10 protein-coding genes and 1 pseudogene are annotated in these 12072 nt (G+C 69.1%); 5 read left to right on the forward strand and 6 right to left on the reverse strand.

The genetic code is table 11. The annotated features are described in order from the left end of the window. Positions 1–73: 73 nt before the first annotated feature. A complete protein-coding gene (locus M8C13_RS04920) occupies positions 74–889 on the reverse strand; it encodes an AfsR/SARP family transcriptional regulator (protein WP_308202766.1) in 816 nt (271 codons plus the stop codon). Positions 890–1212: 323 nt separating this feature from the next. On the opposite strand from M8C13_RS04920, the gene M8C13_RS04925 reads away from it, so the two are divergent. Then, the gene (locus M8C13_RS04925) at positions 1213–2748 is read left to right on the forward strand and encodes a benzoate-CoA ligase family protein (protein ID WP_256508614.1); all 1536 of its coding nucleotides are present in this window, start codon (positions 1213–1215) and stop codon (positions 2746–2748) included. 9 nt (positions 2749–2757) lie between these two features. On the opposite strand, the gene M8C13_RS04930 is transcribed toward M8C13_RS04925, so the two are convergent. The 3 genes from M8C13_RS04930 to M8C13_RS04940 form a co-directional block, all read right to left on the reverse strand. After that, a complete protein-coding gene (locus M8C13_RS04930; RefSeq protein ID WP_252479256.1) occupies positions 2758–3144 on the reverse strand; it encodes a nuclear transport factor 2 family protein in 387 nt (128 codons plus the stop codon). Then, a complete protein-coding gene (locus M8C13_RS04935) occupies positions 3141–4697 on the reverse strand; it encodes a phenylalanine aminomutase (D-beta-phenylalanine forming) (protein ID WP_252479257.1) in 1557 nt (518 codons plus the stop codon). The genes M8C13_RS04930 and M8C13_RS04935 overlap by 4 nt, the downstream gene beginning before the upstream one ends. Before the next feature lie 92 nt (positions 4698–4789). After that, positions 4790–5413 (reverse strand): TetR/AcrR family transcriptional regulator, encoded by a 624-nt coding sequence (locus M8C13_RS04940; protein ID WP_252479258.1) that lies wholly within the window; start codon positions 5411–5413, stop codon positions 4790–4792. A gap of 53 nt (positions 5414–5466) precedes the next feature. On the opposite strand from M8C13_RS04940, the gene M8C13_RS04945 reads away from it, so the two are divergent. After that, on the forward strand, positions 5467–6873 hold the full coding sequence (locus M8C13_RS04945; RefSeq protein WP_252479259.1) for a DHA2 family efflux MFS transporter permease subunit: 1407 nt from the start codon (positions 5467–5469) through the stop codon (positions 6871–6873). A 72-nt stretch (positions 6874–6945) separates the two neighbouring features. On the opposite strand, the pseudogene M8C13_RS04950 reads toward M8C13_RS04945, so the two are convergent. Then, a pseudogene (locus M8C13_RS04950) lies at positions 6946–7269 on the reverse strand (lysine 2,3-aminomutase); the annotation flags it as partial. A 32-nt stretch (positions 7270–7301) separates the two neighbouring features. On the opposite strand from M8C13_RS04950, the gene M8C13_RS04955 reads away from it, so the two are divergent. Further along, positions 7302–7613 (forward strand): response regulator transcription factor, encoded by a 312-nt coding sequence (locus M8C13_RS04955; RefSeq protein ID WP_374213024.1) that lies wholly within the window; start codon positions 7302–7304, stop codon positions 7611–7613. Between the two features lie 6 nt (positions 7614–7619). Here M8C13_RS04955 and M8C13_RS04960 read toward each other — a convergent pair whose 3' ends face one another. After that, a complete protein-coding gene (locus M8C13_RS04960) occupies positions 7620–8645 on the reverse strand; it encodes a barstar family protein (RefSeq protein ID WP_252479260.1) in 1026 nt (341 codons plus the stop codon). A 477-nt stretch (positions 8646–9122) separates the two neighbouring features. Here M8C13_RS04960 and M8C13_RS04965 point away from each other — a divergent pair, with 477 nt between their 5' ends. Beyond that, positions 9123–11231, forward strand: a complete 2109-nt coding sequence (locus tag M8C13_RS04965) for a hypothetical protein (RefSeq protein WP_252479261.1) — start codon at positions 9123–9125, stop codon at positions 11229–11231. Further along, positions 11228–11704, forward strand: coding sequence for a GIY-YIG nuclease family protein (locus tag M8C13_RS04970; protein ID WP_252479262.1), 477 nt, complete (start codon positions 11228–11230; stop codon positions 11702–11704). The genes M8C13_RS04965 and M8C13_RS04970 overlap by 4 nt, the downstream gene beginning before the upstream one ends. Positions 11705–12072 lie beyond the last annotated feature (368 nt).

Below are 12072 nucleotides of genomic sequence, written 5' to 3' on the forward strand. Positions count from 1 at the left end.
GAGACCGGTGCCGGTTCGTCCCAGGGCGGACCGGGCCGTGCCCCCACCCGGCCGGCACACGGAGCCGAGCACCTCAGGCCCCGAGCATGATGGTGAACTCATCCGAACCGGCGGCGCTGGTGGTGGGCTCGCCGGCCAAGATCCGCCGGTGCAGGCGAACCAGCTGCGCGGAGGGGTCGATCCCCAGCTCCACTCGCAAGGTTCGCTCCAGGTTCCGATAGGCATGCAGTGCCTCCCCCCTGCGCCCGCAGCGGTGCAGGGCGCTCATCAACTGATAGTGGAACCACTCCCGCAGCGGGTAGCGGCCGGTCAGCGCCTGAAGCTCGCCGACAACCCGGTGGTGCCTGCCGAGTCGCATGTCCAGGGCGATCCGCAGCTGGATCGCGTCGAGCACCTCTTCACGCAGCTGCGTGACGTAGGGCTGGAGCACCACGCCGGGCGTGATGTCGGACAGCGGCTCATCGTCGACCAGGCTCAACGCCTCCCGTGCCACCTCGGCCGAGCGGGCCGGGTGGTCGTCGGCGAGACCGCGGGCCTGCTCGATCAGCCGGTGGAACCGGTAGGCGTCAACGTTTGTGCGGTCCACCCTCAGCACATAGCCGGGGTGGTGGGTGGCGAGCACCCGCTTGCTCGGCTTGGTCTTGGTCAGGTCGCCGATGAGCCTGCGCAGTTGGTAGATGTAGGTCTGCGTGGTGGTAATCGCGGTGCGCGGTGGTTCCTCCCCCCACAGCTCCATGATGATTCCGTCGCTGCCCACCACGTCGCCGGCGCGCAGCGCCAGCAGGGCGAGCACCTGACGGACCTTGGGCGCCGGTGGATTGATTATCTGGTTTTGGGCTCCTATACGTGTCTGCCCCAGCAGTTTGATTTCCACTCTTCCGAGAGTCACACATCCGATCTTCGGCTGTCACTAGGCTGAAAGTGTGCCTTTGAGTAACAGCATGTAGCGATCTCAGTGTAATATGAACGAGATCGGGAAACGTACCGCAAAGGTATCGACGAAGTATCGCATTTGTGATGTATGGGATACCATGGTATCACAAAAACTAGCCGTTCGGCGGGTCTGGCTGCGAGGAAACCTGCTGGCAGTCGCGTCGTCACGTAAAATTTGTGTGAAGTGAAAATTAGGAGCCTCGATCCGATAGCTGCGCTTCTAATTTCTCCCCATCTTGGCTCTAGGTTCGCTCCGTGAGCGGCGTGGCTAATGATTTCATGGCCGAGCCAGTCTTCAATATCTCTACTTTGGTCGATGGTCACGTCACCGCCGGAAGGGCCGTCCGGACCGCATTTGTGGACGCCTCGGAAACAATCGACTACGGCGAGCTGCACCGGCGGATGTGCGCCGCAGGGCTGACCTTGCGCGCACTCGGCGTGCGCCGCGAGGAGCGCGTGCTGCTGGTGCTCGACGACTCCACCGCCTTCCCGGTGGTGTTCCTGGGCGCGCTGCGCATCGGCGCGGTACCAGTGCCGGTCAACCCGTGGCTCACCGGTGAAGAGCTGGCGTACGTGGTGCGGGACAGCTACGCGAACGTGGTGGTGGTCGAGGCGAGCCGGTACCGGGAACTCTCCGCCGCGCTCGCCGGCACCGGGGTGCGGCTGCTGCGCACCGGCTCCGGCGACGAGCTCGCCCTGGACGACCTGCTGCGGCAGCACCACGGCGAGCTGGACCCGGTGCGCACCCACCCGGAGGACATGGGGTTCTGGCTGTACAGCTCCGGCTCCACCGGCAGGCCCAAGGGCGTGGTGCACCGGCACCGGGACGTCCTGCTGCCCTGCCGCGGCTACGCGGGCGAGGTGCTCGGTGTGACCGAGACCGACATCCACCTGTCCACCACAAAACTGTGCCACGCCTACGGGTTGGGCAACTCCCTGCTGTTCCCGCTGCACGCCGGTGCCGCCGCGGTGCTGTGCCCAGGACGGCCCGCCCCCGGCGCGGCGCTGGCCGCGATCGAACGGTACCGGCCTACCCTGTTCTTCTCCGTGCCCGCGCTCTACCACGCGATGTTGCGCCACCCGGCCGCGCCGGAGCGGGACCTGTCCTCGGTCCGGCTGTGCGTCTCCGCCGCCGAGCACCTGCCCGCCGAGACCTGGCGGCGGTGGCGGGCGGCGTTCGGGCTGACCATCCTGGACGGGGTCGGCTCGACCGAGCTGACCCACATCTACTGCTCCGCCCGGCCAGGCGCGGTCCAGCCGGGCTCTGCGGGCACCCCGGTGCCCGGTTACCAGGTGGAGTTGCGCGACGAGCACGGCGAGCTGGTCACCCCACCCGGCTCGGGCACCATGCACGTGCGCGGCGCCAGCGCGCTCGCCGCCTACTGGCACCGGGACGAGCGCACCAGGGCGGCCCTGCGCGGGGAGTGGTTCGACACCGGGGACCGGTACCGGGTCGACGAGGCCGGGGCCTACTGGTACGAAGGCCGCGCCGACGACATGCTCAAGGTCGGCGGGCTGTGGATCGCCCCCGGCGACATCGAACAGGTCCTCCAAGCCCACCCCGAGGTCGTCGAGGCGGCCGTGGTGGCCGTGCGGGTGGACCAGCTCAGCCGGATCAAGGCCTTCGTGGTGCCGAGGGCCGCGGTGGATCGCACCGCGCTCGCGCGCACCCTGCGCGGCTGGTGCCGGGACCGGCTCGCCGGACACCAGAACCCGCACCTCCTCGAGTTCGTCGAAGCGCTGCCGAAGACGGCCACCGGCAAGCTGCGCCGGTTCGCGCTGCGCGCGGGCGGGGCCGGGCCGCCGGGGGAGTGAGGGCCCGCCTCAGGCGGCGGCCCGGTTCGGGCTCAGGTGCAGTCCGGCCAGGCGCAGCACGGCGCCGTCGCGGACCAGCACGAGGGTGAATCGGAACGCCCCGCTGGCGTCCGCGCCGTTGTTCGTGCCCTGCTGCGTCTGCGCGGCCACCACCACCGCGGTGTCGCCGTAGCGGCGCAGGTCGTAGTCGTGCACGGTGAACTCGGTGTTGCGCACCGCGCCGGAGCTGTGCCTGCCCAGCCACTGCGCCCTGGTCCGGACGAAGCCCTGCGGGCCCACGCCGACGAAGTCCTCGGTGAGCAGCGCTCCCAGCTCCCCGGCGTCCCCGCTGCCTTCAGCCTCGGCCCACTTCGCCACCAGCTCGCGCACCTCGCGCTCGTCGATGCCCGCGCTCATGCCGCGCACTCCGCGAGCTCGGTGTCGCCGAGCAACTCCTCGGCCAGCCGCTCGAGGTAGTCGGTGATGGTCACGTCGTGGTCCAGGAACGGCACGATCGCGCGCACCCGCTCGTACAGCGGCCGGGTCCAGCTGGACAGCTTGTCCGCGCCGCGGATGTCGGCGGCCTGGCAGGCGCAGAGCAGCTCGAAGGCGACCACGTAGGCGCAGTTGCGCAGCACCTCCCTGGCTCGCCGGGCCGCCACGAAGCCGAAGGAGACGATGTCCTGGAAGTCGGCGGTGCTGCTGAGCGACTGAATGGACATCGGCATGCTCATCGCCCTGGTCTCCGCGGTGAGCGAGGCGGTCATGAACTGCCCGCCCATCAGACCCAGCCGCAACCCGGGGTCCACACTGCACAGGAAGGGCGGCAACCCGTTGCTGTTGCTCTTGTCCAGGAAGCGATCCACCCGGCGGTTGGCCAGGTTCGTCAACGTGGTCAGCGCGATCACCGCGTGGTCCATGGCCATGGCCACGTACTGGCCGTGGAAGTTGCCGTTGTGGAAGACCTCGTTCTCCTCCGGCACCACGATCGGGTTGTCGTTGGAGGAGTTCAGCTCGTCCTCCAACGTGCGGCCCACGGCCAGCAGCGAGTCGAGCACCGGGCCGAGGATCTGCGGGGTGCACCGGATCGAGTAGGCGTCCTCGATCGGCGCCGAACCCGCCTTGGCCGCATCGCCCATCTCCTTGGCCAGCAACCGTTCGGTGTCGCCCTCGTTGACCGCCATCCGCGAGTCGGCCAGGCCACGCCACAGGTTCCTGGCCACCGCGAGCTGGCCGTGGTGCGGCTTAACCGTGTGCACCCTGGGATCGAACGGCTTGGTGATGCCGGCCAGCGCCTCCACCGACAGCGCCGAGATCCGCTGGTACCGGTTGGCCAGGCGCAGCGCGGACTGCTGCACCACCGCGCCGAGGCCGACCATGCCGGAGGTGCCGTTGATCAGCGCCAGCCCGTCCTTGTAGCTCAGCTCCATCGGCGCGATGCCCGCCTCGGCCAGTGCCCGCGCGCCGGGCAGGACGCGTCCGCCCAGCCGGGCCTTCCACTGTCCGATACAGACCAGCGCGATCGCGGCCAGCGGTCCCAGGTCGCCGCTGGTGCCGAGCGAGCCCTTCTCCGGCACGCACGGCGCGATACCCGCGTTGAGGACCGCGACCAGGGTGTCCAGGTTGCCGGGCGAGATCGCGGAGTTGCCCCTGGCCAGCGAGACGATCCGGGCCAGCATGATCGCCCGCACCGTGGTGTCGTCGAGGTGGTCGCCGACGTTGGTGGCCACCGCGTTGAGCAGGTTCTCCTGCAGCCGCCGTGCCTGGGCCACCGGCACCAGGTGGTCGACGAAGCCGCCCATGCTGGTGTTGACGCTGTAGATGATCCGGTCGTCGGCGACGAACTTGTCCAGGATGTCGCGGGAGGCCACCACGCGGGCCCGCGCCGGATCCGACAGCCCGACGGCGACGCGGCCGGTGGCGACCCGCGCCAGCTCGTCGAGGCGCACACGTTGGCCTGGGTTCAGCACAAAAGTCACGTTGTCTGCCCTGCCCTCGCAGTGGGTGGTCGTGGGACTCCTGTACTGAAGCGAAACCACCTAGACCCAAAAGCAATCCGTCCTCAATGCGCTGTCGCGCTCCCGGCTCGGCCCAGCAGCCGGTCCAGGTGGTAGGCGAGCACGGCCTGCGCGTCCTTGGGGGTGCGCTGCCCGACAAGCACGTTGGTGCCCAGGCCGTGGGTCATGGTCAGCAGCATGGCCGCCTCGTGCCCGGGATCGAGGTGCTCGGCCAGCTCGCCCCGGTCCTGCGCGGCCCGCAACACGTCGGCCAGTTGGCGTTCCAGGCGGCGGGGGCCGGCGATAAAGGGCTGCGCTGCGTACTCCGGCTCGGTCATGGCCAGCACCGCGAAGGAGGTGAAGACCTGGTGGAAGGCGCGGCTTTGCCGGTCGGTGGGCAGGGCTTCGGCGAGGAAGGCGGTCAGGTAGGCGCGCAGCGCGGGCGGTCTGGGCAGGGCGGCCAGGCGGGCGGCGAGGCGATCGTCGCTGCGCCGTTCCAGGTACTCCAGGGTGGCCAGCAGCAGGTGGGCCTTGGAGTCGAAGTAGTACTGGACCTGGCGCAGTGAGACCTCGGCCTCGGCGGCGACGTCCCGCAGCTTCACCGCGTGCAGCCCGGTGCGGGCGGCCAGGCGGACCAGGCCCTCGATGATGAGCGCCCTGCGCTGCTCGTGGTCGACGATCTTCGGCACCCGGTCCGTCCCTCACTCATCCGGCTTATTTGATACCACGGTATCCTAAAGGCATGAGGAGTCAGCGCACGAGCGCCGCGCCCCCGCCGATCCCGGCCCGCACCTGGCAGATCTCCGCGATCACCGGCGCGGGCGCGTTCATGGCCATGCTGGACTCCACGGTGGCCAACCTGGCCGTGGAGTCGGTACGCGCGGACTTCGGCTCCACCCTGCCGGTGGTGCAGTGGATCGCCACCGGCTACCTCATCGCGCTGGCCGTCTCCCTGCCCGCCACCGGCTGGCTCGGCGCGCGCTACGGACAGGGCCGGGTCTGGGCGGTCTCGCTCGCGGTGTTCACCGCGGCCTCGGCCCTGTGCGCCTCGGCCTGGGACGCGCCCTCGCTGATCGTGGCGCGCGTTCTGCAGGGCCTGGCCGCCGGGCTGATGGTGCCCGCCGGGCAGGCGATCGTCGCCCAGGTCGCCGAACGCGACCAGCTGGGCCGCCTGATGGGCGTGCTGGGCCTGGTGGTCAGCCTCGGACCGGCGGTGGGACCGGCCGTCGGCGGCGTACTGCTGGAGGCCGCCTCCTGGCGCTGGCTGTTCTGGATCAACGTGCCGGTCGGCCTGCTCGCCCTGCTCGCCGCCCGCGGCCGGGTGCCCGGCGGCGAGCAGAGCACCGCCCGCACCCTGGACCGCCGCGGCCTGCTGCTGCTCGGCCTCGGCCTGCCGCTGTTCCTCTACGGCGGCACCGAGATCGGCGCGTCCGGCGTCAGCACGGCGCACGTCCTCGCCATGGCGGCCGGTGCGCTGCTGGTCGGCGCCTTCCTGCTCACCGCCCGCCGCGCCGAACACCCACTCGTCGACCTCGCGCTGCTCCGCAACAGCAGGTTCGCCGCCGCCACCACGACCACCGGCCTGACCGGCGCGAACATGTACGGCGGCCTGCTTCTGCTACCGCTGTACCTGCAACTGGTGGCCGGCCTGGACACCGCGGGCACCGGCCTGCTGCTGCTGGCCATGGGCCTGGGCTCGGCGCTCGCGCTCTACGTCGGCGGCGCGCTCACCGACCGCCACGGGGCAGGCCCGGTGGCTTTGACCGGGGCGGTCCTGCTGGCGCTCTCCACCGTGCCGTTCCTGCTGCCGGAGGTGCTGCCGATTCCGGTTCTCGCGATCCTTCTGGTGGTCCGGGGGATCGGCCTGGCGCTGACCCAGATGCCCGCGACCACCGCCGCCTACGCCTCGGTCGACAAGACCCAAGTGGGCGATGCGGCCACCGTGGTGAACATCGTGCAGCGCGTCGGCGGCGCGCTCGGCGCCATCGTGCTGGTCATCGTGTTGGCCCAGTTCGCCGGCCCGACCGGCTACCTGCTCTCCTTCGCCGCGCTGGCCGCGATCGCGGCGGGCACCGTCCTGCTGGCCCTGCTGGTGTGGCGGCACACCCCGGTCCGCGACGGGGAAGACGTGGCGCGGAAAGCGAGGTAGCCGGAGCATCGTCGCAGGTGCAGGACCGATCGGTCTAGAACCCGGTTTCCGGGCTCCAGACCCTCGTGTTGATCAGTCGTCCTGGTGCTCCGTCCACCACTGCCGCCCGGTCTCCGGCAGGCTCGTGATCGGGTCGTAGTACGGATACCGCCGGTCCAGCCCTTCGGCGTCCTGAAGCTCGATCCCGGTCCGGTAGTTCTTTGTCCAGTAGGAGATTCCGCGCTCCCGGTCGTACTGCGAGACCTGGTGCACCCACCGCTTCCCGACATACGGCACATCGCACACGATCCGCGGCGTGGCATACCCCGGCAGATACCCCATGATCGCGTGCTGGAACTCCTGCGCCTCCCACACCGCGACCCGCCAGGGCTCGGCGTTGGGGATCATGTCGCACATGATCAGCGTAGCCCGACTGAGGTGGCGCTGACATGGGACTTCCGGGTTTCGGGATGATCATGGGGCCGATTGTGGGCCGTCGCGAGTCATGCAGGGCCGCCGCCACCAGCCCACCCCAGCCCGACCCACGGCGGCTGGCCGCGCTGACCGAGCGGGAACGTGAGGTGCTGGCCACCGTGGGCGCGGGCTGCTCCAACGACGAGATCGCCGCCCTGCTGCACATCAACCCAGCCACCGCCCGCAACCACGTCAGCCGACTGCTGACCAAACTGCACGCCCGCGACCGCGCCCAGCTGGTGGTCCTGGCCTACGAAACCGGCCTGATCACCCCGGGCAGCCGGTGATCCGGGTCAGCGCAGGTCGACATCGACGTGGTGCTCGGCGAACAGTTCCAGCACATCCTCCAGGGTGATCGCCGGTGACCTTCGGCGGCGGTCGTAACCCGCGACGAGGTGCGCGCGGGCGACGGCCGAGTCGCGCCACACCAGACGGAACGGCGTCCGCGCGCCGTAGCCGTCGCTCAGGCAGTCGTGCAGCGCGTCGAAGTTCCCGCCGAAGTACCCGCCCGGGCCGTTGATCGCCTCGCCGAGCGCGCAGTAGAACCCCGCGATGTCGGTGACGAATCTGCCGTCGAGTTCGTAGGTCGCGCCTGCGGGCCGGTTCGGCGCGCCGGACCGGTGGTGACCGTTCGCCGCGTCGATCCACTCATACCGCAGGTCCTCGTCGTAGCCGACCCACAGGTTCGGCCGGTCCGGCGGTCCGGCGGGCCAGTGCTCCAGGATGTCGAGGGCACTGGTCGGCAGCGGCACGCCGGAGTCTCGGCTGACGGTCACATCGAGCAGCCCCGCACCCAGTCGCGACGGCTCGGCCGCGTCGACCGTGCCGCGGATCTCGGCGCCGAGCACCCACCCCACCGATCCGTCGTCGGCCACCACGCGCACCCACGCCCAGAACCAGCGCCGCCGCAGGCCCTCCTCGGAGCGGTCCCCGATCGCCGCCAGTGCTGCCAGCAACGCGGGCTCCGGCCGGCAGCCGATCAGCCGCACCTGCGGCACCGGCAGTTCGGCCCCCTCGCGGAAAACACCCGTGACGTCCCGGCAGGTGCCACAGGAGGACCCATCCCAGTCCAGGAGGCGGAACTCCTCGACCTCGTGCGGACGGGCCACCACATCGGTGTAGCCGTGGCCGAGCACGAATCCGTCCAGGTCGATGTCCACGGTGGCCGGGATCGTGGCGTTCTGCCGTCGCCCCAACACGACCAGGTCGCCGAGGTCCTCGCCCCACCAGGACGGCCGAGTGCCCGGCGGTGGTGGCGGCCCGTCCAGGAAGAGGTTGCCCAGCAGGGCTCGTTCGGTGCCCAGTTCCGCCGCGGGCAACCGGTCGAGGAGTTCGGCGAGCTTGCCCTCCGGGACGCAGTCAATGAGGGTGAACCGCTCCCGCGGCTGGGGCGGCAGGTCGACGAAGAGCCCTTCGATCTCCGCGCACAGGGCCAGCGGCTCGTCATTCCAAGATCATCCGACTACGTGTCGGACCGTTCGCAACCTCTCCGGTCAGTACAACTAGCCGGAGCTTGCTGTCGACTCGACCTCGCACGCGTCGCCGCAGAACTGTCAGCGTGCTCTGTTACCGTCCTTCCAGGCGATAGTGCTCCAGGTCAAAGCAGGGCCCGTTCCAAGCCTAAGGCATTGGAACGGACGAACTACGTCATCGCACGCCGATGACGCTCGGATAGCCCTCCGTCACGACTTGGTGGTGCTCCGACCGTCAGGCTGTGGCAATCCGCGGCCCTGCGGACGGGAACGCGCTTGATCGGGCCAAGCGGCCCTTCGCGTTGATTGCGGCCCTTTGGTGCCGTGACTGTCACGGTGCTTGAGCAACGCGACAGGAAGAACGACATGGTCGAACCGACCACCGACGCGCCGGACAACGACCTTGTGATCGAGCCGATCAGCTCGGCCGAGAAGGAGTTGCGCGCCAGCCGTCTCAAGGACATCACCTTCGGGCAGTACAAGGCCATCCGCTCCGAGGCGATCAAGCTGGGCGTGCCGCTTGAGGTCGCCTCGATGCTGCCCTGGTACGCGGCGGACCCGCAGGCCGTGGTGTCGGCGCTGCGCGCCGCCGCACACCGCCAGGAGATCATCGCCCGGAACGTCTTGGGCGTGATCATCGAGTGCGACGTGCTCACCGCCCACATCCTGCGGTCGCTGGAGAACCTGCGCGCCGAGCACGAGCGCTATCAGGGCAAGTTCACGATCGACCGCCTCACCACCACTGACGACGGCACCGCCCTGCGCGCGGACCTGGCGGGCCAGCCGTCGATCCAGTCCGCCTTTGGCGCGGTCGAGACCCAGTTGCAGGTCGTTGACGACCACATCAGCAGGAAGAGCCCGTACGGGGAGGACATCAGGGTCAACGGCATCCGCCGTGGCGGCGTGCTGTTCCCGGTAGTGCTCGATCTGCCCGGCAGTACCCGGATCGGCGGACTGGAGAGTACCGACTCCTACTCCCGCACCCTGTTCGCCCAGCACCACAGCGGCATCACGGTGTCCACCGTGTTGCAGACCTGGCTGGAATACCCGCCCACCACGCCCAAGGAGTTCAGTAACCACCCGGCCAAGAAGGCACGGAACAAGCTGGTCGCCATCGCCAGGGCCATCGTCGCCGACCCCGAGTCGGTCACCAAGGACGAGACCTCGGTGGTGCTGCGCGCCGTCATGCCGAAGACCTCGGTCGTGCTCGCGGTCGATGCCTCCAACGGCCTGCGCCTGGACGAGGTCCGGCGGCGCCTGGTCAGTGAGCGGCACCTGGACAAGCAGTTGGAGTTCAGCGAAGACGCGCAGAATGAGACCCGTGCCGAGGCGGTAATCGGTGAGTTCGACCGCCGCGCCATGCTGCCCGAGCGTCCCGGTTTCACCCAACAGGACACGTTGGGTCTGCTGGAGAATCCGCGCGTGGCCATCGGGCGGGGGGTGTATCGCGACGATCTGATGGTCGTGGCTGCGGCGGTGTTCCTTCCTACCCCGAACACCAAGCAGGATCGGCTGATCTTCCCAGCGATCCGTAGCCGTGGCGTGATCACGCCGGACGAGCAGAAGAAGAAGTGGCTGCGGTCCGAACTGGCCACGCAGGTGATCATGCGCTCGATTCCCGAGGAGTTCCCGGAACGGGGGCTGCGCAAGTCCGCGCTCGAACGCGCGCTTCGTCAGGGCAAGCTCCGCGGCGCCACGCTCGATGCCCGCCCAGTGCCCGAACTGCTGACGGCTGCGCTCGCCGAACTGGAGGAGTCCGACCGGGCCCGTCGCCGTGGCGAGCCGCCGACCTGGGGGTCGGCGATGGTGCAGATCACCCTGCGCGGTGCCTTCTACCTGTTCTTCGGCCACAAGTTGGCCCTGGACCGCAGCCCGGTTGGCGGGAAGAAGGGGATCGGCGACAACCGGGAGGCCACGCAGATCATCGAGGATCTCGGGAACATCGAGGTTGGTCTGCAGCAGCTGGCGCAGGCCATCTACGACGGCCGCAACAACATCGCCGTACGCCTGTTGCCCAAGGGCACCAAGGCTGAGGACATCCGCACCGAGCCCTCGGAGGAGAACGAGCTGACCGACCAGCGCCTGCGGAAGTGGCTGGGTGAGGCGATCGAGGAGGACAAGGCCCAACGGCTGGGCGAGGACAACAGCGCGCGCTCTCGCGTTCACACCGCTGCGGTTGAGGTCAAAGGGCTGACCAACCGGCTGGACAACCTCGTGAAGGGGATGGCCGTGATGGCGGACAAGGTCCACAACGGCGACCGGGAGCTGGAGGAGGACGGAGAAAACTCGACTGACGCCGGTCCGCCCTACGTCAGGGTGCACGGGTTGTGCGACACCTTCAACCTGGCGGGCACGCTCGACGAGATCGCGCGCACGCTCGCCAAGTGGCACATGCGGTTCGAACTCCGCGGAAACTCGGAGGGGAAGGCATGATCCGCCCACCGGTCCAGTTCACCCACGCGCACGCGAGCCACATCCACGCCATCCTGTCCGACCTGGTGCCCATGATCGGCGAGCCGGGCCCGTACAACCGGCTCGGCGTGGACAGCAGCTCGCTCGGGCCGACGCTGATGCCGGTCCGCCAGGTCCTCGACGGTTCGGAGCACGCCGAGGTGAAGACCGCCGTGTACGTGGTGACCGACGAGGATCGCACTGTCCGGTACGTAGGTTCGGTTGACCGCCGCACACCTGCCCTTCGGCGGCGGCTGGCCACGCACTTCGCTGAGCGCAGAGCCGAATCCATCCGTGCGTGGACTCGCGTGGGCCTGGTGCTCATGCCCGAGGACTTCACACACCAGAAGGTGCTGCTCTGCGAAGGTTGGGTCGGGCGCGTCCTTGATCCGCTCGACAACGACCGGCTCCCGTGCACAGGCATGCCATGGACGCCCCGGCCGGGAGCCGCTTGATCTCCAGGTGTGGTCCCGGCGTGAACCGGGATCACACCTGCCGTTCGAGTTCCTCGGGTCGGCCGTCTGTGTTTGGATTCGGCGCTGCTGGGCCGCGCTGCCTACGTGCCTTCATCGTGGTTAACAGGGGACTCGAACCCCGAACCCGCTGATTAAGAGTCAGCGGACTGGCATGTCGGGTGGTGTCGTTCGCGGCCGTCTCGTGCCGTTCCCACAGTTCAGTTCAAGATCGACGTGTCGCCACGTGTCGTGCGTTGATGGCGTGTCCGCCGCAGTGGAGCGACCACGGAGCAACCAGGTTCCTGTTGATCGGTTGCTGAAGTTAGTGCGCAGATTGGTGCCCACGGCGGGACTATCAAAGGATGGGA

Origin of the sequence: Crossiella sp. SN42, assembly GCF_023897065.1 — a bacterium.
Classification (GTDB): domain Bacteria; phylum Actinomycetota; class Actinomycetes; order Mycobacteriales; family Pseudonocardiaceae; genus Crossiella.

What these genes read in the sequence shown, in the direction of transcription:
- M8C13_RS04955 (WP_374213024.1), top strand. Translation starts at nt 7,302, where the DNA reads ATGGGACTTCCGGGTTTCGGGATGATCATGGGGCCGATTGTGGGCCGT.
- M8C13_RS04945 (WP_252479259.1), top strand. Translation starts at nt 5,467, where the DNA reads ATGAGGAGTCAGCGCACGAGCGCCGCGCCCCCGCCGATCCCGGCCCGC.
- M8C13_RS04925 (WP_256508614.1), top strand. Translation starts at nt 1,213, where the DNA reads ATGGCCGAGCCAGTCTTCAATATCTCTACTTTGGTCGATGGTCACGTC.
- M8C13_RS04930 (WP_252479256.1), bottom strand. Translation starts at nt 3,144, where the DNA reads ATGAGCGCGGGCATCGACGAGCGCGAGGTGCGCGAGCTGGTGGCGAAG.
- M8C13_RS04970 (WP_252479262.1), top strand. Translation starts at nt 11,228, where the DNA reads ATGATCCGCCCACCGGTCCAGTTCACCCACGCGCACGCGAGCCACATC.